At 56.0% G+C, this 25,115-nt stretch carries 17 protein-coding genes; 12 read left to right on the plus strand and 5 right to left on the minus strand.

Annotated elements, in window-relative coordinates; genetic code table 11:
* Window positions 1–5: 5 nt before the first annotated feature.
* A complete protein-coding gene (locus tag VH413_17940; GenBank protein HEX3800579.1) occupies window positions 6–2,543 on the minus strand; it encodes a DUF1592 domain-containing protein in 2,538 nt (845 codons plus the stop codon).
* 206 nt (window positions 2,544–2,749) lie between these two features.
* Window positions 2,750–3,967 carry a PQQ-dependent sugar dehydrogenase gene (locus VH413_17945; GenBank protein HEX3800580.1) on the minus strand — a complete coding sequence of 406 codons (1,218 nt, stop codon included), beginning with the start codon at window positions 3,965–3,967 and terminating at the stop codon, window positions 2,750–2,752.
* Window positions 3,968–3,986: 19 nt separating this feature from the next.
* Here VH413_17945 and VH413_17950 point away from each other — a divergent pair, with 19 nt between their 5' ends.
* The gene (locus tag VH413_17950) at window positions 3,987–4,433 is read left to right on the plus strand and encodes a hypothetical protein (protein HEX3800581.1); all 447 of its coding nucleotides are present in this window, start codon (window positions 3,987–3,989) and stop codon (window positions 4,431–4,433) included.
* Here VH413_17950 and VH413_17955 read toward each other — a convergent pair.
* Window positions 4,430–5,341, minus strand: a complete 912-nt coding sequence (locus VH413_17955) for a serine hydrolase (protein ID HEX3800582.1) — start codon at window positions 5,339–5,341, stop codon at window positions 4,430–4,432. The genes VH413_17950 and VH413_17955 overlap by 4 nt on opposite strands.
* A 182-nt stretch (window positions 5,342–5,523) precedes the next feature.
* On the opposite strand from VH413_17955, the gene VH413_17960 reads away from it, so the two are divergent.
* The 10 genes from VH413_17960 (at window position 5,524) to VH413_18005 (ending at window position 19,448) form a co-directional block, all read left to right on the plus strand.
* Window positions 5,524–5,841 (plus strand): hypothetical protein, encoded by a 318-nt coding sequence (locus VH413_17960; protein HEX3800583.1) that lies wholly within the window; start codon window positions 5,524–5,526, stop codon window positions 5,839–5,841.
* Window positions 5,842–5,860: 19 nt separating this feature from the next.
* Window positions 5,861–7,027, plus strand: a complete 1,167-nt coding sequence (locus VH413_17965) for an NAD(P)/FAD-dependent oxidoreductase (GenBank protein HEX3800584.1) — start codon at window positions 5,861–5,863, stop codon at window positions 7,025–7,027.
* 78 nt (window positions 7,028–7,105) lie between these two features.
* On the plus strand, window positions 7,106–8,716 hold the full coding sequence (locus VH413_17970) for a Na+/H+ antiporter (protein HEX3800585.1): 1,611 nt from the start codon (window positions 7,106–7,108) through the stop codon (window positions 8,714–8,716).
* A gap of 3 nt (window positions 8,717–8,719) precedes the next feature.
* Window positions 8,720–9,574 carry a methyltransferase gene (locus VH413_17975; GenBank protein ID HEX3800586.1) on the plus strand — a complete coding sequence of 285 codons (855 nt, stop codon included), beginning with the start codon at window positions 8,720–8,722 and terminating at the stop codon, window positions 9,572–9,574.
* Between the two features lie 456 nt (window positions 9,575–10,030).
* Complete coding sequence (gene msrA / locus VH413_17980) at window positions 10,031–10,672, plus strand: peptide-methionine (S)-S-oxide reductase MsrA (GenBank protein HEX3800587.1); 642 nt, start codon at window positions 10,031–10,033, stop codon at window positions 10,670–10,672.
* Window positions 10,673–10,711: 39 nt separating this feature from the next.
* A complete protein-coding gene (gene msrB / locus VH413_17985; protein HEX3800588.1) occupies window positions 10,712–11,287 on the plus strand; it encodes a peptide-methionine (R)-S-oxide reductase MsrB in 576 nt (191 codons plus the stop codon).
* Between the two features lie 841 nt (window positions 11,288–12,128).
* Window positions 12,129–13,736: a peptide chain release factor 3 gene (locus VH413_17990; protein HEX3800589.1), complete on the plus strand. Its 1,608-nt coding sequence runs from the start codon at window positions 12,129–12,131 to the stop codon at window positions 13,734–13,736.
* A gap of 24 nt (window positions 13,737–13,760) precedes the next feature.
* A complete protein-coding gene (locus tag VH413_17995; GenBank protein HEX3800590.1) occupies window positions 13,761–15,650 on the plus strand; it encodes an ATP-binding cassette domain-containing protein in 1,890 nt (629 codons plus the stop codon).
* A 64-nt stretch (window positions 15,651–15,714) separates the two neighbouring features.
* Entirely contained in the window at window positions 15,715–17,745 is a 2,031-nt protein-coding gene (locus VH413_18000) for a UvrD-helicase domain-containing protein (GenBank protein HEX3800591.1), read from the plus strand.
* Window positions 17,746–17,990: 245 nt separating this feature from the next.
* Window positions 17,991–19,448 (plus strand): hypothetical protein, encoded by a 1,458-nt coding sequence (locus tag VH413_18005; GenBank protein ID HEX3800592.1) that lies wholly within the window; start codon window positions 17,991–17,993, stop codon window positions 19,446–19,448.
* A gap of 59 nt (window positions 19,449–19,507) precedes the next feature.
* On the opposite strand, the gene ppdK is transcribed toward VH413_18005, so the two are convergent.
* The gene (gene ppdK / locus VH413_18010) at window positions 19,508–22,258 is read right to left on the minus strand and encodes a pyruvate, phosphate dikinase (GenBank protein HEX3800593.1); all 2,751 of its coding nucleotides are present in this window, start codon (window positions 22,256–22,258) and stop codon (window positions 19,508–19,510) included.
* A gap of 218 nt (window positions 22,259–22,476) precedes the next feature.
* Window positions 22,477–23,853: a dipeptidase gene (locus VH413_18015; GenBank protein ID HEX3800594.1), complete on the minus strand. Its 1,377-nt coding sequence runs from the start codon at window positions 23,851–23,853 to the stop codon at window positions 22,477–22,479.
* Between the two features lie 429 nt (window positions 23,854–24,282).
* Here VH413_18015 and VH413_18020 point away from each other — a divergent pair, with 429 nt between their 5' ends.
* On the plus strand, window positions 24,283–25,008 hold the full coding sequence (locus VH413_18020) for a glycosyltransferase (protein ID HEX3800595.1): 726 nt from the start codon (window positions 24,283–24,285) through the stop codon (window positions 25,006–25,008).
* Window positions 25,009–25,115 lie beyond the last annotated feature (107 nt).

A 25,115-nucleotide genomic window follows, 5' to 3' on the forward strand; every position in this document is an offset into this window, starting at 1 on the left:
TCGTTTTATTCACCTGCATCATGCCCAATCGAAGCCGATTGGGCAAGCGTATCCGTAATTCGACGTTCCTGGAAGGGCGCAGATTCAATCACTCCGTATAAAAGCGCCGAAAACTTTCCGTCGTTCTGTTGCAGCCGCTCCACGATTTTATCCACTGTGTCCACGTCGTAATAATACAAGCCGCGTCCCAGCGCGTAGGTCAGCATCTTCTCGGTGAACGTCCGGTAAAAATCGGTTTGATGCTTCGTGGCCAAAATATGTTTCAATTCGCCCAGGTTTTTGAACGATTCGCCGGTGATCAACTGGCCCGAGGGATCAATCTCCTGCCCATGCTCGGTCGTGCGATACATGCCCATCGCGTTAAAATTTTCGAACGCCAAGCCGATCGGATCCATGCGATTATGACACGAACTGCACAGCGGTTTTTCGCGATGGATTTCCAACACCTGCCGCAGCGTTGGCTCATGATCCGCCATTCGCTTCTCGGAGATTTCCAGCGGCGGAATATTTGGCGGCGGCGGCGGCGTGGGATTGCCGAGGATGTTGTCGAGGATGAACAAGCCGCGCTTGACCGGCGAAGTGCGCGTCGGATTTGAAGTGACCACGAGGACATTGCCCATCGTCAGGACGCCGCCGCGCGGACAATCGGCGGGAAGCGTCACTTTGCGAAACTCGCTGCCGGTGACATTCAAATTGGTCAACCCGTAATGTTTCGCCAGGCGCTCATTAAGAAACGTGTAATCGCTGTCCACCAATTCCGTGATGTTGCGATCCTGCTGCACGATGTTGGCGAAATATAATTCCGTCTCGCGCTTCATCGCTTTGCGCAATTCATCGTTCATCTCGATGCGTGCCGGTTTGAAAATCTTCTGTGCCTTTTCGCGTAACGCCTGCCATTCCTTCTTCTCGTCCGGCGTGCGCTCTTCCGGCGGCTTATTGGACAATTCACGAAAACGCGCGCGTTGTTTATCCAGATCGGGATCAGGCCTTTCATCGCGTGACAAAATGGACCGCGCATCAATCGCCACCGTATCAATGTCACGCGCCTGCAGCCATTGGCCGGTGAAATTCACCGCCAACGCATTCGCACGCGGATCGGCCAGCATGCGCTTTACCTGGGCGTCGAGGTTCGTGCGCAACGTCTTCGACGCTGCCAAACGGAACAACTCATCATCCGGCATCGAGGACCAAAGAAAATACGACAACCGCGAGGCCAAAGAATATTCATCAATCAATGCCGCACGCCCGATGCGCTGGGTTTCCATGCCTTCTTCGCGGAACAAAAATTGCGGCGAAGCCAGCACTGCTTCCATGGCCCCGGATACGCCGGACTCGAAGGTTTTTTTGGGCTGGTCATAAATCTTCTCCGCCAGCGTCACCAGCCGCCGCAAGGTTTCGTCATCCACGGGGCGCCGAAACGCCTTGGTCGCGAAAGCCCCCAGCAATTCCTTCGCATAAGCCCGCCGCGCGCCTGCCCCGCTGGGCACAGCCTTGGGGAAATAACGCGAATAATTTTTTGGCGCGACCCAATATTTTTCATCCGTCGGCCCGCGCACGGTGACGGAATCAATCCGTATTATCAGTGCCCGAACCTGCTTCTCCTGCGGCGTCAACGGCTGCACTTCAAACACCATTTCGTGATCGCCCGCGGCCAGGTTCGCCGCCAATTCGTAGTGAAAGTTTTTTCCGGTGGCACGAACGTATTCCTTTTTCAGCATCTCCTTGCCGTCGAGGCGGAAAATCATCTGGCATTTATTATAATCAAATTCATTGTCCACATAACGCTCGTTTCCGCCGAGGTCCAAAATCAAATCGTATCGCCCGTCGTGCTCGATGTGATAGGTGTTCGTGACGGCGTCTTTTTCATAGTAGGACAATGACGTTGAGCCGTATTCCATCGAGTGATGTTCGCCCGGTTTCGGATGGCGAAAATTCCTTCCGCCGATCAAATTCTCGGGAATGATGTGCGAGGTCTGCGGGACGGTTTTGGCGATGATGGTTTTTGCCGCGTCCAGATATTTTTCCAACAGCATGGGTGAAAGCGTGAGCACATCGCCGATGTCATCGAATCCATAACCGGTATCGTCCGGGGGGAATTCTTCATCGGTATTGTACTCCACTCCAAGCAGGTCACGTATCGTATTGCGATATTCCACGCGATTCAACCGGCGCACGGTTACCCGGCCCGGATCGGGATGTTGCGGATTGATCCCAAACTCTTCGAATTTGATCCAGTCAACGATGCGCCCTTGTTCGTCGGCGGAAGGGCGCGATTTTTTTTTGGCGGGAGGCATCATGCCCGAACGCAGATTCTTCAACACGGCGAACCACAAGGTGTGGTTGGTCATGATGGAATCGTCCGTTTTGAGTTGATCGAACGCGATGCCGCCCTTGTTCTCACCGTCTTCGTGGCAGTCGGCGCAATACTCGTCAAGGATCGGCCGTATCTTTGCATGAAAGTCCGCTACTGCGGGCGTTTCCGTTGCTTGCGCAACCGTCACGCCGCAAAAAAGCAGCACGAACAAGATATACTTCCAATGCATGACTCTTTCGACGCCTCAACCCGGACAATATTCTAAAAGTCCGGCTTTTTATAGCGACCAGGATGCCAAAATGGCCGCGCGCAGCGACACCTCATTTTGGGTTCCCCAGTTTCGGCTAAAATTGCGTCGAAAGCAAGGCACTATATAGGGGACAAGCTATTGTCCACAACTCCCTCTTCCTAAGTCCTGTAACTCACCAAAGAAGGCTATTCCGCCACCGTAATCGAAGCGATCAGGCCGTCCAGGTTGAGCATGTACAATTCGCCATCGTTGTCCTCGGCGAAGCTCGAAATCGTCCTGGGTTGTGACAATAACATGCCTTGTTTCACGACCTTCCCTGCTGCTTTATCATAGCGGAAACCCCAAATCGTCCCCAACGCGAAGTCGCCATATATATATACGCCTTGTAGCGAGGGATATTTTTTCCCGCGATACACATATCCACCGATCACGCATAGCCCGGTCGTATGATCGGGGAACAGCGATTCGGGCAGCATCTTGGGGTTATGAGGGTATTCCATGACCGGATCAATATATTGCGCGCCTGGAGGCGACGGCTTGAAATAATGGGTCGCCTCGCGCGCGCACCAGCCGTAATTTCCGCCCTTCACGATCAAATCAATCTCTTCCCACAAATCCTGCCCCACGTCACCGGCCCACAAGTCGCCCGTTTCACGGTCGAAGCTGTAGCGCCACGGATTGCGCAAACCGTACGCCCAGATTTCGTGCTTCACGCCGAGCCCGTTCATCGGCGGTTCTTTTACAAACGGATTGTCTTTTGGAATGCCATATTGTAACTCGTGCTTGTTCTGGCCGGAGCCTTCCATCGCGCGCGAATTCACATCAATCCGCAAAATCTTCGCAAGAAACGTGGACGTGTTTTGGCCGTTGTTGTGGGGATCGTAACCAAGCCCGCCGTCACCCAATGCGATGTATAAATAACCATCGGGGCCAAAGCTCAACTCGCCGCCCTTGTGGTTCCAGGAAATCGGCTGCGGCACTTCCAGAAGGATGCGTTCGGATTTCAAGTCGGCCTTGTTGGGATCCTCTTTTGAAACGCGAAATTCGCTGATCACGCTGCGGCGCGGGTTCTGCTGGTTGTAATAAACGTAAAATAATCCATTCGTCTGGAACCCCGGATGAAACGCGATGCTCATCAGTCCTTCTTCGTTTTCGACGAATGGCTTGCGGTCCACGATATTGAAAAACTCCTGCGATTTGCTGCCATCGCTGCCCTTTTGCAAAATCACAATGCGCCCCGCCTGCTCGACCAGGAACAGCCGGCCCGAACCATCGGGAGCCTCGCTCATCCACACCGGACGATCCGCTTTGTATTCCGTGAACGCCGGCTTCAACACAACTTTGGGCAAATCCTGAGCGCCCGCCAAACTTGCCAGCGCGAGAAACGCCAGGCATCGAGTCACTGCGAAAATATTTTTAAGCATGGCGCGTACTGTAAACAGAATCGGCCTTGATGCAACCCCCTTGCAACATCCTTTTTCGGTGCTAGCTTTTTGTGTGCAAATGCCACGCATATCCATCGCTATGAGATTTCTAATTTCATGTTGGTTGGGATGCATACTGGTAGGTTGCGCTTCATCCACGGCTGCGTGGAACAACCGCATCGGAAAATACACGCTATCCCAAGCCCGCACAGAACTCGGCAAGCCCAACTCGGAGAAATCGTCGCCGGACGGCGGCACTTCCATCGAATGGCTCACGCATCCCGCGGGGCCCCCGCCAACAACGGGTTTTGCCGGTGCTCTGCGTGTCGGCGGTGTGGATCAGGACTTCCGACAACCGATGCCCCAGCAATCCCGAAGCGAATACCTGCGCCTGACCTTTGATTCAAACGGCGTGCTGGAAAATTGGTCGCGCGTTTATCGTTAAGGCGTCTTGCCGCAATTGGTTGTATGGCACAACCGGGCATAGCACTGGTAAATCACGGCGGAAACATCACGAAGTTTCACCCCTGGTTTTTTATTCGCGCCAAAATGTTCCATCGCCGCAATGACGTAAGGCCGGTCTTTTAGAAAAACAATCGCCCATTCCGTGACGACACCAGTAATTCCACCCGGCTTGCACGCCACTTGTATGGACGATAGCACTCCCGCATGAATCGCGCTCTTTTTGGGCTTCGATAAAATTTCCAAAATGTCATCGCACGCGGCGCGGCTGATAAATTCGCCGCGATATAAAATCCGCATCAGCCTCGCCGCGTCGGCGGGAGTCGAAACATTTTCTCTCCCCTGCGCGCGAGCATTCAAATCCATCATGCGGCGGCGCAGACGCGTTTGTCCGCAACCTAAGCTGCCCATCGTGCGATTCACATTTCCCATGCCCACCAAATCAATAAGCATATTTGTGGCCGTATTATCGCTCACCAAAATCATCAGCACACAAAGGTCGCGCACGCTTAAACTCACCGCGCCGGAAACCGCCGCCAACCCCGCCCTGAACATCAGGCGCGGAGTCTCCTTTTCAAAACGCATTGACCGCGCAAAGGCGCTCGTCAGGGCAGAAAATAGTTCCCACGCGCCGCCCAAAACACCGCTGCCCGGCGTCCGATCGCCTTTACTGATTCGCCGTAAATCGGAGAGGTTGAATTTTCCTTCCCCAGCCTGTTTGTAAACCTCCATCAGAATGGGAATCTTGATCGCACTCGCCTGTGGGAAAATCTTTTGCTCGTTGATAAAAAAAAATTCTTCCCCGGCCAAATCCAGTACCGCCAAACCAAACGTCCCGCTGCTGCGCCCGGAAATTTCCTTCAAACGTACTTCGGTGTCTTGACGAATCATTTGTGTGGTATCGCCCGGCATCGAGTGTCGTGGTGAAGATTTGCCGGATTTGGAGTTGCAACAAACAGTGCTAAACTATAGGCATGGACTCGCAGTGACGCGAGTAAAATGTGGCCCGCGCGCCTGCAAACAGGCCGATTGAGATTGCATTTTTCCCGAATCATCGGATAACAACCGTTTATATGCCTGGTGAAATTTTTCAAGCGAGCCGCTGGACCAAGGGAAATTTTCTGTTCCCCACCGTCATCGAAGTGACCGACCGCGCCGTCCTGCGCCGCAAGCGCTCATGGTTCAAACGCGACGAAATCAGCATGAGCATTTTCAAAGTCGCTTCGGTTCACATCCAAACCGGTATCATCTGGTCGAACATTTTGATCGAATCAAGCGGCGGCACTGATCCGCTCGAAAGCCACGGGCATCGCAAGTCGGATGCGCAACGCATCAAGGCGCTCATCGAGGATTATCAGTCGCGCCCGGAAAACCGCGCGCTTTCAAATTGATCTCGCGCCAACTCCAGGGATGAAGCGGGATGTCATCGTGATCGGCGCCGGTGCGGCGGGCTTGATGTGCGCCATCGAGGCCGGCAAACGCGGCCGCTCGGTCATGGTTCTCGAACATTCCGAACGCATCGGAAAAAAAATCCTCATCTCCGGCGGCGGTCGCTGCAATTTCACTAACGTCAATGCCGGCCCCGAAAATTATTTGTCCACCAATCCGCATTTCTGCAAGTCCGCCCTCGCTCGTTATCGTCCCGCCGATTTCATCGCCCTCGTCGAAAAACATGGCATCGCCTACCACGAAAAAAAATTAGGCCAGCTCTTTTGCGATTTCACTTCACGGCAAATCGTTGAGCTGTTGCAAGCGGAATGCAACGCCGCGCGTGTGGAAATCAAATTGAATTGCCGAGTGCTGAATGTAAAAAAATCTACAAACTACCAGTTGGAAACTTCCACCGGATCATTGGAATGCGATTCACTCGTCATCGCGACCGGCGGATTGTCTTTTCCGAAAATCGGCGCCACTGACTTCGGTTATCGCATTGCCAAACAGTTTGGTTTGAAAATGTCCGCGACGCGTCCGGGCCTCGTGCCGCTGCTTTTCAATGCCGAAGAACAAGCCGCTTTCGGTGAACTCAGCGGCATCTCGCTCGAAGTTGCCGCCTCCGCTGGCGATGCGACATTTCACGAAAACCTTTTGCTCACCCACCGTGGACTGAGCGGCCCGGCGATTCTGCAAGTCTCCAATTACCGCGACGAGACTGGCCCCATCACACTCGATTTGCTTCCGGGAAAAAATGCCGCCGAGTTGCTTGCGGCCCAGCGAAACTCCAACAAAGAACTCAAGACGGCGTTAAGCCAGTTTTTGCCGCAACGCTTCGTTCAACAATGGTGCGCGCGCGTGTCGCCGTCGCGTCCGCTCAATCGTTACTCCGCCGTGGAACTCAACGACGTCGCGCGGGGATTGCACGCGTGGCAAATCCAGCCCGCCGGAACCGAAGGCTACAGCAAGGCCGAAGTCACGCTCGGCGGTGTGGATACCAGCGAACTTTCCTCGAAGACGATGGAGTCGCGGCAAATGCCCGGTTTATATTTCATTGGCGAAGTCGTGGACGTGACCGGCTGGCTCGGTGGTTTTAATTTCCAATGGGCCTGGGCTTCTGGCCATGCCGCCGGGCAATTCGTTTAAGCTAACCCCGGGCGAAAATTCCTACTTGCTTCCGTGAGGCTTTGCAAAAATACGCCTCGCCATTACAGTCTCCGCCGAATGTTGATTCAGTTGGATGAAATTTTGGTTTTGCTGGTCGCGGTCGCGGGCCTTGCCTTGCTCGCGCGGAAACTTCGCATTCCTTATCCCATCCTGCTCGTCCTCGGCGGCCTCGTGCTCGCGATGATTCCCGGCCTGCCCAAGATGCATTTCGAGCCCGACCTCGTCTTCCTGATTTTTCTGCCGCCGCTTTTATTTCCCGCGGCACTCTTCACGTCATGGCGGGATTTTCATGCGAATCTTCGCCCCATCGGTTTGCTCGCGGTCGGGCTGGTTTTGTTCACGACCTGCTCGGTCGCCTATTTTGCGCATTATCTTATAGAAGGTTTGCCGCTCGCCGCCGCGTTTATTTTGGGCGCGATTGTTTCGCCGCCCGACGCCGTCGCCGCAACCGCCATCACCGAACGCCTCAACGTCCCTCAACGCATTGTCACCGTGCTCGAAGGCGAAAGCCTGGTGAACGACGCCATCGCGCTCGTCGCGTACGCATTCGCCGTGAACGCGTTGACCACTGGCTCGTTCTCGCTCGGCAAGGCGAGCGTCAGTTTCGTGTTCGTAAGCGTGGGTGGTGTGCTTGTCGGATTGCTGGCCGGTTGGCTCGCCTCGCAAGCCCAACGCCGCCTTGACGATCCTCCCGTCCAAATCACGATTTCCATACTCACACCTTTCGCCGCTTATTTGCCCGCCGAACAACTTCACGTTTCCGGCGTTCTCGCGGTCGTCACCGCCGGTTTGTATCTCGGCTGGCGCACACCTGAGATCGTGAATTCGCGCATGCGCCTCCAGGCCGGGCCCGTTTGGGAAATGATCGTTTTTTTGCTCAACGGCCTCGTCTTCATTCTCATCGGCCTGCAACTCCCCGCCGTTTTGAAAGGCCTCGCCGGTCAATCCATTCCGCTCTCGCGATTGTGCTGGTATGCGACGCTGATCAGCGCGGTCGTCATTCTCGTGCGTTTCATTTGGGTTTTCGCCGCGACTTATTTGCCGCGTTATCTCAGCGCAGCGTTGCGCGCGCGCGATCCCTATCCGCGCTGGCAGGAAGTGACCATTGTTGCCTGGACCGGCATGCGTGGCGTCGTTTCGCTCGCCGCTGCGATGGCCCTGCCCTCGGCCATCATCAATGATCCCAACGGCGCAGACAAAGATGTCATCACCAGCCTGATTATTTTTTTCACTTACTTCGTCATCCTCGTCACGCTCGTGCTTCAAGGCCTCACCCTGCCGCTGATCATCCGCTGGCTCAATGTCGTGGACAACGGCGATACCGAACGTGAAGAACGCAAAGCTCGCCTCAAGGCGAACCTCGCCGCCATGTCGCGCCTCACCGAACTTGAGCAACAGGAAAAGCAACCGATTGATTTGCTCCAGCGTTTGCGCGTCGAATATGAAGACCGCATCCGCCAGCTTGAGGCTTGCGATCAATCGGACAATCCGCCGCGCCCCGGCCATTTTTCCAACGCCTACGAATCCTTGCAGCACGAAGCGCTCGTCGTCGAACGCCAAACTATTCTCCAGCTTCGCAACGAGCGCGTCATCAGCGACACCGTTTTGCGTCGCATCCAATACGACCTCGATCTCGCCGAAGCGCGCCTCGCCGACGACTCCGAATAAGCGATGAACTCCCACGATCCCACCACATTCCCCCACGATCGCGCTTTTTTCAAAGGCTGGGCCAAACCCGGCCCGCGCCCGCCTGCCGGCATCGAACCTGGCGAAGGCGAAACGCTCGACGCCATCAGCGGACACTTTCGCATCTTTCAATTACGCGCTGGCCATCGTTTTTCCACCGATGATATTTTGACCGCGTGGTATGGCACGTCGTGGTGTCCAACGGCGCAGACGGCCCTCGACCTCGGCAGCGGCATCGGCTCGGTCGGGATGGTGGCCGCGTGGCGATTGCCCGGTGCGCGGTTCGTGACCGTCGAGGCGCAGGCTGAAAGCGTGCGGCTCGCAAAAAAATCCGCGCGCTACAACGGCCTCGAAAATCGTTACGAAATTCGCCACGGCGATTTTCGCGATCCGTCGCTCATTCGCCCCGAGGAAAAATTTGATCTCGTCCTTGGCAGTCCGCCCTATTTTCCGCAAGGCACCGGCATCGAAGGCGATCATCCGCAAAAAATCGCCTGCCGTTTTGAACTGCGCGGTGACATTTCGCATTACTGCGCCGCCGCCGCCGCTCACCTTGCGCTCGGCGGATTTTTCGCCTGCGTTTTTCCGACGGATCAACTCGCCCGCGTCGAAGCCGCTGCGCTCGCCGCCAAACTCGCCATCGTGCGCCGTCGTCCCATCGTTTTGCGCGAGAGCGATGCGCCGCTGATTTCCCTCTTTGGCATGATGGCCGCCGAGCACCTCCCGGCTCCGTTCCGCACCCAAACCTGGCTCGAACCCGCGCTAACCATTCGCCAGAAAGATGGCCGCGTGCATCCTGAATACGCCGCCCTCAAACTGGCCATCGGTTTTCCGCCTTAAGTGCGCAAGTCGCCTTGCAGGGTAAGGCAGCACTGCCGCGTCAGACATTCCGAAGGACGCATCCACGCACTGCCCCCGAGGTAAAGCACCTGCCAACGCCGCCGTCGTCCCGCAGGGACTACCGACAATCTAGGGCATGTTAGGGGTGCGCTGCCGCGCTGCCGTCCGAAGTCCCGCAGGGACGACAGATCTTAGCCCAGCAATTTATTGCTGGGGTTTTATCCGCATCCATTCCAAGTCCCGCCAGGGACGAAAGAATTTGATGAAATGAACGCGGCGTACGCCTGGATGATTTCAAAAATATTTCTTTCGTCCCGTCCCCTGCGGACTTCGCACCGCGTAACAGCGCCACCTTGCCATTTGGGGGTAATGCGCGGACGCGCCCCATCCTGCGAGCCAGCTTTTTTGCAATTTGCCTTTGTAAGGAATTCAGATAAATTGCGACTAACCTGTAGCATGAAAAATATATATACGTTGATCGCGTTGTTTTCGCTTTTCTGCTGCGGATGCAGCGCGGAAGACCCCAAACCAGCCGATAATTCCACTTCCACCCATATGGCCACCAACACAGTTGTGATTCCCGCGGATGCCGAAACCATCACTCTCGCCGCCGGTTGCTTTTGGTGCACCGAGGCGATTTTTCAGCAAATTCCCGGCGTGCTCAAGGTGACTTCCGGTTACACCGGCGGCAACGTCCCGAATCCCACTTACGAACAAGTCTGCACCGGCGACACCGGCCACGCGGAATCGTCACAAATTGTTTTCGATCCCAGGAAAACCAGCCTCGAAAAAATCCTCGAAGTGTTTTGGGAAGCGCACGATCCCACGACGCTGAACCAGCAAGGCGCCGACACCGGCACCCAATATCGCTCGGCGATTTTTTATAACAACGATGCCCAAAAGGAAATCGCCGAGAAATCCAAAGCGGCCGCCCAAAAGGATTTTTCCAAGCCCATCGTGACCGAGATCACCAAGGCCGGGCCGTTTTTCCCCGCCGAGGATTATCATCAGGATTATTATCGCCTGAACAAAAACCGGAACCCTTATTGCCGGCTCGTCATTTCACCCAAACTCCGCAAGCTCCACTTGCAGGAATAATTTAGTTCCTCTCTCTAAAAAAAATCGAAAGATAAATATATGAACATCTATTATGCAATCATCGGCGCCTTGAGCTTCGGCATCGCGCTCTCCGCTTTCGCCGCCGAGACGCCATCCGATAAATCCGCACCCGCCCAGGGTCCCACCGTCGAAGTCCGGTTGCTCGATACCAATGGAAAACTCGGCCCCAAAACCGCCGTACCCAAAGTCATCAAGACCGACGCCGAATGGAAAAAACAACTGAGTGCCGATGAATATCGCATCACCCGCGCCAAAGGCACTGAACCCGCCTTCTGCGGCAACCTGCTCGATGTGAAAAAACCTGGCGTCTATTATTGCATTTGCTGTGGATTGCCGCTGTTCACGTCGGAAAGTAAATTTCATTCCGGCACCGGTTGGCCCAGCTTCTTCCAGCCGGTCGCTTCCGAAAATATCGCCACTCATGTGGACACCAGTTTCGGCATGGAACGCACTGAAATTCTCTGCGCTCGCTGCGACGCCCATCTCGGCCACGTCTTTGACGATGGTCCAGCGCCCACCGGTTTGCGCTATTGCCTGAACTCCGCCGCGCTGACCTTCAAGGAAGACAAGCACTTCAAAGACACGTCGAAATAAGGAAGTGCATCAGTCAGAACTGTAGCGGCGGTCTATGACCGCCGAATCCTTCAGAAGATGGCACTCGTAGAGCGCCACTACAGGTTGAAATTTTCAATGCGGTTTTAGGGCGATTCATTCTCCTTAAAACCGCTTTTCATTTTTGGCCGGGCGCATCTTGACACAGTCCCCCAAGATAAAACCCTGCCAGTGCCGCCGAAGTCCCGCCGGGACGACAGAAATTTGCCCAGCAATTCATTGCTGGGTTTTCATCCCTTCAACCCAAGTCCCTACAGGGACGAAAAAATCATCCGCCCCCGACCAACGCCATCCTTCGTCCATCCAAACCAACAAACTCCCGCAGGCCAAAATGGTAAGGCGGTGCTGCGTCGCCGCCGTCCCCTTTTTCGAATCCCAACCTTCACCATTCATGAACTTATGCTGCGCCGCCGTCCGAAGTCCCGCAGGGACGACCGAAAATCCAGCGCACGGTAGGGCTGCGCTGCCGCGCAGCCGCCCTAAGTCCCGTAGGGACGAAAGATCTTAGCCCAGCCATTTATGGCTGGGTTTTAGTTCGCTTCTAATCCAAGTCCCGCCAGGGACGAAAGAATTGGATGAAAATGAAAGCTGCGCGACGTAAGCCTCGATGATTTCAGAAGTTTTTCTTTCGTTGCTGGCGAGACTTGATGGAACGGGACAAGACCTACACTAAAGTGGTGAGCTAAAGTTCGGTCGTCCCTGCAGGACTTCGGACGGCGCGCCATCCTGCCATTTAGTGGCAGTATCAAGATGCGCCCTTTTTGGCTGCTTCTCAAGTTTGCTGCTTGTTCCACGCTAAAATCATGGTAGATTCCACGCCCCTGTGGATATCAAAAGTGAAATAGCCCGGCGGCGCACGTTCGCGATCATTTCGCACCCTGACGCCGGCAAGACGACGCTTACCGAAAAGCTGTTGCTTTACGGCGGCGCCGTGCATCTCGCCGGCTCCGTCACCGCGCGAAAAAATCAGCGCGCCTCCACTTCCGACTGGATGGAACTCGAGCGCAAACGCGGCATTTCCATCAGCTCCACCGTTTTGCAATTTGATTACGACGGCTATCGCATCAACCTCCTCGACACCCCCGGTCACAAGGATTTTTCCGAGGACACTTACCGCGTGCTCACCGCCGTGGATGCCGTCGTCATGGTGATTGATGCCGGCAAAGGCATCGAGACGCAGACGCGCAAACTTTTCGAAGTCTGCCGCAAACGCCAGGTTCCCATTTTCACGTTCATGAACAAGTGCGACCGCCCCACGCTCGAGCCGCTCGCCTTGCTGGACGAATTGGAACGCGTGCTCGACATCAAGGCGTTTCCCGTGAACTGGCCCATCGGCAACGGCTCTGATTTCAAGGGCGTGTATGACCGCCACGAACGGCAGGTTCATTTGTTCGAGCGCACCGTCGGCGGCCAATATCGCGCGCCCGTTTCCATCGGCAACCTCGCCGACCCCGTCATTCGCGAACGCCTCGACGACGCCACCTATCACAAAGTCACCGAAGAATTGGGCATGCTCGAATTGGCTGGCGAATCTTTCGACGCCGACGCCGTGCTCGCCGGCAAAACCACTCCGGTCTTCTTCGGCAGCGCCGCGAATAATTTCGGTGTGAAGCTGATGCTCGATGGTTTTCTGAAACATTCGTCGCCGCCCAAGCCGCATCAAATTGATGATGCCGTCATCGAACCCGACCAGTCCGCCTTCTCTGGATTCATTTTCAAGATTCAGGCGAACATGGACGCGAAGCATCGCGACCGTATCGCCTTTCTGCGCATCTGCTCCGGCCAATTTCAGCGCGACATGACGGTTATTCACTCGCGCACCGGCAAAAAAGTTCGCCTGTCGAGTTCGCACAAACTTTTCGCCAACGAACGCGAGACGGTGGACGAGGCTTTTCCCGGCGACATCATTGGCCTCGTCGGCCATTCCGATTTCGGCATCGGCGATACCCTCACAACCGACGCCAGCATCCTGTATCACGAGATTCCCCGCTTCACGCCCGAAAGTTTTTCCTTCCTGCACAATCCGAACACGGCGAAGTACAAACAATTTCGCCAGGGTCTCGACCAGTTATTGCAGGAAGGCGTGATCCAGATTTTGCATCTGAAAGATTCCGGCACCAAGACGCCGCTTCTCGCCGCCGTCGGCCCGCTGCAATTTGAAGTCGCGCAATACCGTCTCGAAAGCGAATACGGCGCGGCCTCGCGTCTTGAACCCGCTTCCTGGACGGTCGTTCGCTGGCTTCCGCCCACGATAACGGAAGAGGAACTCGACGCGTTGCAGCTTCCGACCGGCGCCAAGCTCGCTTACGACAGCGATCAAAAACCCGTCGCGCTTTTCGTCAACGAATGGTCGGCGAATTATTTCGCCCAAACCAATTCACAAATAAAATTGTCGAACCTGCCGCACGGCAGCCTGCTCGCGAACAGTTAATCGCGCATTCACCCGGCGTTTCTCATGGCCACTATTATTTCCGCTTCCGAAGTCACCGTCCGCTATGGTGATCGCACCATCCTCGATGCCGCCACGCTCGGCGTGCAGGACAATGATCGCATCGGTTTAGTCGGGCGCAACGGCAGCGGCAAGACGACCTTCCTTCGCATTCTCGCGGGCCTACAATCACCCGATGAAGGCGAAGTGCGCCGCCAGCGCGATCTCGTCGTCAGCTATCTGCCGCAGGATTTCATGCTCGATCCCGCAAAGTCGGTCGCAGAAAATATTCGTGATGGCGCGCAACACGTCCTCGACTTGATCGCCGAATTCGAATCGCTCCCGCACGATTCCAAACGCCACGAAGATCTGGAGCATCGCATTCAGGTGCTTGAAGGCTGGACGCTCGACCAACGTGTCGCCACCGCGATGGCGCATTTGAATTGCCCCGCCGGCGACCGCCGTGTGGATACGCTTTCCGGCGGTGAAAAACGCCGCGTCGCCATGTGCCGCGCCATTGTTTCGCTGCCGGATTTCTTGATTCTCGACGAACCGACGAACCATCTCGACCCTGATTCCATTGAATGGGTCGCGGAATTCCTCGAAGGTTTTCACGGCGTTTATCTGGTGGTCACTCACGACCGTTATTTTCTCGATCGCGTGGCCAAGCGTCTCATCGAATTGTCCGACGGCAAATTCTTTTCTCACGAAGGCAATTACACCGATTACCTGCTCGCCAAAGCCGAGCGCCAGGAAGCCGATGCCACCGTCGAGCACAAGCGCCAGATGTTTTTGAAGAAGGAACTCGCGTGGGTGCGCCAGGGCCCGCGCGCGCAACGCAGCAAGCAGAAAGACCGCTTCGAGCGCTACTACGAAGTCGCCGCGCAATCCGGCCCGGTCATTGAGGAAGACATCGAACTCGTCATTCCGCCGCCGCCGCAACTCGGAAATCGCGTGGTGGAATTGAGCAACACCGGAATGCAACTGGGCGGTCGCACGTTGTTTTCCAATTTCAGTTTCGTCTTCGAGAACGGCATGCGCATCGGTGTGGCTGGCCGCAACGGCTTGGGCAAAACCACGATGCTCAAAATGATGATCGGCGATCTGCCGCCCAGCGAGGGCACGATCAAAGTCGGCCCGCTCACGAAATTTAATTACGTGGATCAGGGCCGCGTGCAGTTGCGCGAGGAAAACACCGTGCTGGAAGAAGTCAGCGATGGCACGGAATTCGTCATTTTCGGTGAAGGCAAACTTTCGCTTCGCTCTTATCTCAAACGCTTTCTCTTCACGGATGAGCGTATCAATACGCAGGTGAAATATCTTTCCGGCGGTGAACGCAGCCGTTTGCTTCTCGCGCGCATCCTGAAAAATGGCGGCAATTTTCTGATTCTCGACGAGCCGACCAATGATCTCGACCTGCCGACCTTGCGCGTGCTTGAAGAAGCGCTGCTCGCCTTTCCCGGATGCGTGCTCGTCGTCAGCCACGACCGTTACTTTCTCAATCGCGTTTGCAATGGCATCCTCGCCTTTGAAGGCGATGGTCGCATCACCCACAGCACGGGCGATTACGATTATTATCTCGAAAAGAAAAAGCGCGCTTCCGTTGTAAAAGCGGAACCCGCCGCCAAATCCCCTGCCCCTTCGCCAAAACCGTCCGCTCCCGCGCCCCCCAATCGCCCGCGCAAACTTAACTTCAAAGAGACGCGCGAACTCGCTGGCATGGAAGCGCAAATCCTGACCGAGGAAAAAGAAATCGCGCGCACCGAAGCCCTCTTCACCGAACCCAATTTTCACCAGCAATACGGCCAGCAAACGAATGAATTGCTCGCCAAAATCGCTGCGGGCAAGGCGAAGGTCGCCAAACTGTATGCCCGCTGGGAGGAGCTGGAACAGATCGCCAATGGCGGCGCGGCGTAAAAATCTTTTCCGAATTTCTCTGCGCCCTTGCGTTGCCGCGATGACACTTTAGACTTCGTCCGCGATGTTGAATCTGAACACACTGAACCCGCAGCAGCGGCTCGCCGTCGAGACCGTCAACGGCCCCGTGCTCATTCTCGCGGGCGCCGGCACGGGCAAGACGCGGGTCATCACCTTTCGCATCGCGCACATGGTCGAGAAGGGAATTTCGCGCGGAAATATTCTTGGCGTCACCTTCACAAACAAGGCCGCGCGCGAAATGCAGGAGCGAGTTTCGAAATTGCTGCCGCGCCTTGGTCCCGGTCCGAATGGCGAAAAACCGGAGCGTCCCACCATCTGCACCTTCCATTCGCTGTGCGTGCGGATTTTGCGCCAGCACATCGAACTGCTTGGTTACAAACGCAATTTCGTCATTTACGACGAGTCCGAACAGCTTGGCGCGATCAAAAAAATTCTCAGCCACCTTTCCGCCAAAGGCGAAAAGACCGATCCGGCGGCAATTTTGAGTTTGCTCAGCCGTTACAAAAATGGCGGCGCGCGCGCGGCGGCGTTCGCCGAGCCAAGCGTTGCGGCGATGGCCGAGCATATCAAGACGCGTTACGAATCCGCCTTGCGCGCGTGTAATGCGGTTGATTTCGATGATTTGATTTTGCTCACGCTGCGGCTCTTCAATGAGCACCCCGAAGCTCTCGAAGCCTGCCGCGCCAAATTTCGTTACGTGATGGTGGATGAATATCAGGACACCAACGCCGCGCAGTTCAATCTCGTGCATCAACTGACGCGGGAGCATCGCAACTTGTGTGTGGTCGGTGATGATGATCAAAGCATCTACGGCTGGCGCGGCGCGGAAATCGCCAACCTGCTCGACATGGAAAAACATTACCCCACGGTCAAGGTCGTCAAGCTCGAGCAAAATTACCGTTCCACCACCACCATCCTTCAGGCCGCCAACGCCGTCATCAAAAACAATGCGCGCCGGCGCGGCAAACAATTATGGTCGCAAAAAGGCCACGGCGAAAAAATCATGCTGCACGCTTTTCCCGACGACGAGACCGAGGCAAAGACTGTCGTCGAACAAATTGAATACGCGCGCCTCACCAGCCGTGTGCCGTGGCAGGACCAGGCCATCTTGTTTCGCACGAACCTCCAGTCGCGCGCCTTGGAAACCGCCCTTCGCCAATCCAGTGTGCGTTATCATTTGATCGGCGGGCAAAGTTATTTCGATCGCCGCGAAATCAAGGATTTTCTCGCGTATCTCAAATTGTTCATCAACCCGAACGACGACATCAGCCTCCTGCGCATCGCCAACGTGCCCGCGCGCGGGCTCAGCGACGTCACGATGGAACGCCTCCTCGCCGCGAGCCAGGAACGCCATTGCTCCGTCTTCGCGGCTATGAAAAATCCGGCGGTCACGACGACCTTCATGACGAAAGCGCGGGAAAGCATCGAAGCCTTCGTCCAATTCATCGAAGATACCCGCGCGCCCTTGAACGCGGGTCAAAGCCTGTCACTGCAAGTTTGGGCGGACCGTTTTCTGGATGAAACCGGTTACCTGAATGAATTGCGTCGCTCGGAGAAAACCCCCGAGGCGTCTGAGAATCGCGTGCGTAACTTAAAAGAACTGGTCGCGACCCTCGACGGCGGCAAAACCCTGACCGAACTTCCCGCCGAACGGTTGCTGTCCTTCCTCGAAGAACTGACGCTCGACAGCGACCGCGAAGAAGAAAAGGAAGCCCAGGGCGATGCCGTCACGCTCATCACCATGCACAGTTGCAAAGGCCTTGAATTTCCCCACGTTTACGTGGTCGGCTTGGAAGACGGTTTGCTCCCGCATTCCCGCTCGAAAGTCGAAGGCACGCTGGACGAAGAGCGCCGCCTTTTTTACGTAGCCATCACCCGCGCTATGCAGACCCTCACGATCAGCCATTGCGCCGGCCGCAAGAAATACGGCCAGATGATGCCCTGCCACCCCTCGCCTTTCCTCAAGGAACTGCCGGAAGAACTGGTCGAACACGGTGATGAAAAAGCCAAACAACCCGTGACCGTGGACTCCGGCAAAAACCGTTTCGCCGCCATGCGCGACATGCTGGACTGAGAATTTTCCCGCCGTTCTCAGCTTTTTTATTTTTTTCCAAAAAGTTGTGGACAAATTTCAAGAACGGATTTGTAATCCGATTGCGCGCTCAAAGAATATTTGAGCGAAGCATTTTAGTCCTGCATCCCGTCCTGACTTCCTCACAGAGCAAGGTGCAAGCATAACCGCCGTGGTGTGTCCCTTGATGCTTGTTGTACCAATTTTCGGCCCCGCCATGGCACAAACAACTCAACTACCTGAATGCCATGAAGTCCTTACTATCCAAAATCCTGGGTCGCACCGGCGACTTTTCCGACGTCCAACCCCTGATCGCGTTTTTCCTCGGAGGCGCGCTGCTCGCGGTTTTCTTAACCATCATTCTCCAACCCCGCCGCAAGTCCGGCGAACCCCGCAGCCTTGTGTGGACACTCTACTCGCAGTCGGGAACCTTTCTTTGGGCGCTCTTGCTGGTATCATTATTGAGCGGCGGCGTGAATGTGTTTCGCTCCTATTTGCATCAGATCGTCTCGAATTTCCAACGCAGCCACGGACGCATCACCGAGGCGAATTACAACGCGGTCCAAACCATTTGGGGCGGCGAACAAAGTCAGGGCGAATTACAAATGGATCTCTACTGGGAGGAGGAAGTCACCGAGCGCATCGAGTCAGAAGACCTGACGAAACCCGCCATCCTCCGCAAGAAAACCGTGCGGCACGAGATCACGTCGAACCCCTTCATCTCGGCGCGGCATGACGTGACCTTGCGGCAAAACGCCCGCAAGAAAGGTTCAGCTTTCTACGGCGGCTACGACACCGATTGCCGATTCGCCTGGCGGCTTCAAAATCCCGCCGACCGCCCGTTGCGCGCCGAAATTAAATTCCCGCTCCCATCCCACGGCGCCGTTTACAACGACCTTTTCGCCACATTGGACGGCAAAGACGTGCTGCCGCAAATGGAACTCAAGGACAATTCGTTGAACCTGGCGCGCGATTTGAATCCCGGCGAGATACTGGACCTCAAACTCGGTTTCAAAAGCCGCGGAATGTCCTGCTGGTATTTCCAGGTAACCGACGCCCGCGAAATCCGCGACTTCACCCTCACCTTGAATCTGCCCGACTTGCCCAAAGCCCACTTGAATAATCCCGAAGGCTGCATGACGCCCACCGACGTGAAGCCGACCGCTGGCGGCTTGGGATCCCTGCTGACCTACCGCCTCGATCATGCCATTTCCAGCAAGGGCATGGGCGTCGCTTTGCCAACTCCACCGCAACCAGGCGCGGTCACGAATGCCGTCCTCGGCGAAACCGAACGAAGCTGGCTGCTCATCTTCGCGCTGCTTGTGCTGGGGCTGACGATCGCGTCCGTCAAGACCGCCGTTTTGACGAGCCTGCTGTTCGGCGCGGCCACGGCGTTGGGTTACGGATTGCTCGGTGATTTCAGCGACTTGCTTTTCGGTTTTTGGGGAACCGTCGCGCTGGTGCTGACGCCCGCATTCGTTCTGCTCGCGTGGCTGCTGCACAAACTCATGCCGGGCCTCAGTGGAAAATTGATGGCCTTGCAACTTTTACTCTACGGCGTCTTATTGCCGTGCGCCGCTGGCCTCGACGCGGAACGACAATCTCTCTACCTGAACGTCTGCGCCGGTCTGCTGCTCGCGTTCGTCACCTGGCAACTCATGGAGTCAAAGCATCACGCCAGTCTCCGGGAAACCGCCACCGCTTAATCTAAAAAGCAAAACGGCCGCCCGATATTTTCGGGCGGCCGTTGTTACTGGCGATATCGTTACTTCTTCTTGGCCGTCCGGCTTTCGAGCGCCGCTTGCGCCGCTGCGAGGCGCGCCACGGGAACGCGGAACGGTGAGCAGCTCACATAATTCAAACCAAGCTTGTCACAGAACTTCACGCTGTCCGGGTCGCCGCCGTGTTCGCCGCAGATGCCGAGCTTGATTCCAGGACGAGTCATATTGCCCTTCTCCACCGCGATCTTCATGAGCTGCCCCACGCCGACCTGATCGAGCGTCGCGAACGGGTTCTTCTTGAACACTTCGTTTTCCACGTATGGCATGAGGAACGAACCCATGTCGTCGCGGCTGATGCCCAGTGTCGTTTGCGTCAAGTCGTTCGTGCCGAAGCTGAAAAACTCCGCCGTCTCGGCAATCTCATTCGCCGTGAGCGCACCGCGCGGGATCTCGATCATCGTGCCGACCATATAATCAATCTTGATCTTCTTCTCGGCCATGACTTCCTTGGCCACGCGATGCACGATCTCCACTTGCAGGTCGAGTTCCTTCTTGAAACCAACCAGTGGGATCATCACTTCCGGCTTCACTTTGATCTTTTGCTTCGCCACGTCGGCAGCCGCTTCAAACACCGCGCGCGCCTGCATTTCCGTGATCTCAGGATACGCGATGCCCAAACGGCAGCCGCGATGTCCAAGCATCGGATTGAATTCGTGCAACTGTTCAACGCGCTTCTTGATGCGTTCGACCGGCACGCCGAGCTTCGCCGCGAGGTCAACTTGCGCCTGGCCTTCGTGCGGGACGAATTCATGCAACGGCGGATCGAGAAAACGAATCGTCGCCGGATGACCCTTGAGCGCCTTGAAGATACCCGTGAAATCCTCGCGTTGATACGGCAGCAACTTCGCGAGCGCCTTTTTGCGGTCGCCGACGTTTTCCGCCAGGATCATTTCGCGCATCGCATCAATGCGATTGCCCTCGAAGAACATATGCTCCGTGCGCGTGAGACCGATGCCCACCGCGCCGAACGCCATTGCCGTCGCCGCCTGTTCGGGCGTGTCTGCGTTCGTGCGCACCTGCATGCGGGTCACCTTCGCGCACCATTGCATGAGCTTGAGATAATTCTTAAACTTCTCCGTCGCCTGCGCGGCCTTGTCGCCGTTCAACAACCCGGCGAGAATTTCTGAAGGCGCCGTCTTGATCGCGCCACCGTAAACCGTGCCGATGGTCCCATCAATCGAAAGAAAATCTCCTTCGTGATACGTCGCGCCCGAAGCCTTCACGGTCTTCGCCGCGTAATCAATTTCCAGCGCGCTCGCGCCGCAAACACAGACCTTGCCCATCTGACGAGCAACCAGCGCCGCGTGCGAACTCACGCCGCCCTTCGCGGTCAGGATGCCTTCCGCCGCGATCATGCCGCGCAAATCTTCCGGTGAAGTTTCGCTGCGAACGAGCAGGACTTTTTCGCCCTTCTCCGCGGCTTGCACCGCGCGATCCGCATTCATGTAAATCTTGCCAGACGCCGCGCCCGGACCCGCCGGCAAACCGGTCGCGATGACTTTCGCCTTCTTGACTTCGGCGAGGTCGAACACCGGCGCGAGCAGTTGTTCCAACTGATCCGCGGGATTGCGCAGAATCGCCGTTTCCCAACTGATCAAGCCTTCCTTGACCATGTCCATCGCGAACTTCAGCGCGGCCATCGCCGTGCGCTTTCCGTTGCGTGTCTGAAGCATGAACAGCTTGCCTTCCTGCACCGTGAATTCGATGTCCTGCACGTCCTTGAAATGCTTTTCGAGGATGGAACGCACCTTCATCAATTCCGCGTAGCTCTTGGGCATCTGCACTTTGAGCTTCGCCACTGGCTCCGGCGTGCGCACGCCGGCCACGACGTCTTCGCCCTGGGCGTTGATGAGAAATTCGCCGTAAAATTCATTCACGCCGTTCGCCGGATTGCGCGTGAAGGCCACACCCGAACCGGAGGTCTCGCCGGTGTTGCCATAAACCATCGCCTGCACGTTGACTGCCGTCCCCCATTCAGCGGGAATATTATATTTGCGGCGATACACGATCGCGCGGTCGTTCATCCACGAACCGAACACCGCGCCCGCCGCGCCGCGAAGCTGCTCCCACGGGTCGTTCGGGAATTCGCGACCGGTGCGTTCCTTCACGAGCTTCTTGAAACGCTTCACCAATTCCTGCTGGTCTTCAGCCGAAAGCTTGGAGTCTTCGATATCGCCGTGATGTTTCTCATGTTTGAAATGGTGGATGACCGTTTCAAATGGCTCTTCGTCTTCGCCTTCTTTTTTCTGCACGCCAAGGACGACGTCGCCATACATCTGGATGAAACGACGGTAGCAATCCCACGCGAAACGCTCATTCTTCGTCGCCGCGGCGAGCGAGAGAACTGTCTGGTCATTCAAGCCCAGGTTCAAAATCGTATCCATCATGCCCGGCATGGAATCGCGCGCGCCCGAACGGACGGCAACGAGCAACGGCATGCCTTTCGCATTGCCGAATTTGCAGTCCATGATCTTCTCCATGTTGGCGATGCCCGTTTCCATCTGCGCCTGGAGTTCTTTTGGATAGGTCTTCTTATGGTCGTAGAAATAGGTGCAGACTTCCGTCGTGATCGTGAAGCCCGGAGGCACCGGCAAACCGATGCGGGTCATTTCGGCGAGGTTGGCGCCTTTGCCACCGAGCAGCGGCTTCATCGAGCCGTCGCCATCCGCCTTTTTATTGCCAAACAAATAGACGTATTTCGCCGATTTGCCGGATTTCTTCGTAGTTTTAGCCATAAGATTCAGTATTAGTATTTCAGTCAATTTTTGTTCGCGCGTCCCGAAAATTGAGCATGCGAGACTAACAAAGGTCGCGCCTGTGTCAACGGTCGAATTGAAAAAACGCTGGCTGGCCTTGCTGGGAGCGGGTTTGTCAGTGGGTTTTAGTTCGGCGAGAACGACGGCTTCACAAAATACCAATGATTAATCAAACTTATGCTTTTCCTTGGTACCGCCTAACTTTTCAATTTTCCCAATTCCTGCCAGAGATGCGCGCTCATCAACTGTCCCTTGGCGAAACAGTCGAGATCGAACTTCTCGTTCGGCGAATGGGCATTGTCATCCGGCAACGCGAGGCCGAGCAGCAAGGTATCCGCATTCAGGATTTTCTTAAAGTCGTTCACGATGGGAATTGAGCCGCCCTCGCGCATGAGCACCGGTTCATAACCCCACGCCGCTTTTAACGCTCGCAATGCCGCCTGCGCTTCCGCGCTCGTCGGCGATACCAGGTACGGTTCCGCGCCATGTCCCGATTTGATTTCCAGCCGAACCGTTGGCGGGCAAATCTTTTTCAGATGACTCCGCACGGCCTTGATGATTTTGCCGGGATTCTGGTTCGGCACGAGCCGGAAGGTCAGCTTCGCGCGCGCCCACGACGGCACAATGGTTTTGCTGCCTTCGCCTTGATAACCGCTTGTGAGACCGTTGATCTCCAGCGTCGGGCGCGCCGTGCGTTGCTCGGTCGAGGTAAATCCGCGTTCGCCGAAAAGTTTAGGCACACCCAGGAATTTTTGAAACGCGCGATCATTTCCCGGCAGGCGGGCAAGCTGCTTCCGCTCGTACGCCGATAACGGCTTCACGCCATCGTAAAAACCCGGGATCGCGACCTTGCCATTTTTGTCGCGCAACTTCGCGAGCAACTGGCACAAGGCCATCGCCGGATTGTCCACCGCGCCGCCAAATATTCCCGAATGCAAATCCCGCGACGGCCCATGCACGATAATTTCAAACGCCGCGATTCCCCGCAACGCATACGTCAGCGCCGGATGTTTGGGACTCGGAATCCCCGTGTCCGAAATCACCACCGCATCGCATTGCAATTCTTCCCGATGACTCCGCAAAAACTCGGCCAGATTTTTACTGCCGACTTCCTCCTCGCCTTCGATGACAAAAGTAAGATCGCAAGGCAACTCCGTGCCCGTTTTCAGAAACGCCTCGACCGCAGAAAAATGCGCCAGATTCTGGCCTTTGTTATCACACGCCCCGCGCGCGAACATCGAGTGGCCCTCAATGCGCGGTTCAAACGGCGGCGAAGTCCACAACTCAAACGGCTCCGCTGGTTGCACGTCGTAATGGCCATAGACCACATAATGCGGCTTGCGCGCGCCCTTCGTTCGTGGCGTTTTGGCGATGACAATCGGATGGCCCGCCGTTGCGGACATCCGCGCCTCCAACCCAATCTTTTGGCAATGCCGCACCAGCCATTCGGCGCAGGCTCGCATATCCTTTTGATGCGCCGGCTGCGCCGACACACTGGGAAAGCGGACGTAATCGCAAAGATCGGAAACAAATCGCGCCTGATTTTCTTTAAGATAACGAGTTATGATGTCCATGCAGACTCAATTTTGCGGGAACCCAATAAAGATGGAAACAATAATTTTGCCCTCCTTTCAAAGAAACGCATCAACGCGTGCAGATTTCAGTGCCCCCCTTCCAAGGCCCGTAGGGCCGCCATGTTTATAATTGGAATCCAAAGCTTCCCAAGCTCCAGCGGAGCGGCACTCCCACCTTTCTCATTTCAAAAGGAAACACAAAAGTTAGCCGCCCCAGATGGAACACGGATTAAACACCGATTGAAAAAATTTCCCTTCTTTCTCCCTGTGGCCGTCCGCAAGGACCTCTGCGCCTCTGCGTCAAAACAAAACGTCCAAACCACCCGCGCACACCCACTCACCATCATTCCCCCCTTTCCTTTCCCCCAATTTCGCGCCATATTGAACCCGCATGCGCGAACGTCCTAGCGGCACCCAGGGAAAAGCCCCATGAAAATCTCCATCGTGATCCCCGCGTTCAACGAAGAGAAACTCATCGCCGCAACCTTGACCGCCATCCAGCACGCCCGCGGCGCCTTCCAACTTCGCGGCTGGGAATCCGAACTCATCGTCTGCGATAATAATTCCACCGACCGCACCGCGGAAATCGCCCGCGCTGGCGGCGCCACCGTCGTCTTCGAGCCCATGAACCAAATCGGACGCGCGCGAAATTGCGGTGCCGCCGCCGCCACCGGTGACTGGCTGATTTTCGTGGACGCCGACTCGCACCCCTCCCGCGAACTCTTCAACGACGTCGCCGACAAAATCCAAACCGGCCGTTATCTGTTCGGCGGCTCGACCGTGAAGCTCGATGCCCACTATTCTTTCGCCCGATTCATTGTTGAAGGTTGGAATTGGATCAGCCGCATCTGGAAATACGCCGCCGGCTCCTTCATCTTCTGCGAAACCGCCGCCTTCCGCCAAATCGGCGGCTTCGACACCAAACTTTTCGCCAGCGAAGAAATTGACCTTTCGCAACGCCTGAAAGAACTCGCCCGCGCCAACCGCAAACGCGGCATCATCCTCCATCGCCATCCGCTCATCACCTCCGCCCGCAAGATTCATCTATATTCCAGCAAGGAACACCTCCTCTTCCTCGCCCGAACCGTCTTCGGCCTCGGCCGCACCCTCAAAAGCCGCGAAGCCTGCCACACCTGGTACGACGGCCGCCGCTAAATTGCACCCGCAAAGACTTCTCCTTAATCCTCAACTTCAGTTGGGGGGAATCTTCATCGAAACAACTCATCATCGCGCCCACCCGTTTTCAAACCAAAGGGATCAAC

The sequence above is a fragment of the Verrucomicrobiia bacterium genome (assembly GCA_036268055.1).
Taxonomy (GTDB): Bacteria; Verrucomicrobiota; Verrucomicrobiia; order Limisphaerales; family Pedosphaeraceae; genus DATAUW01.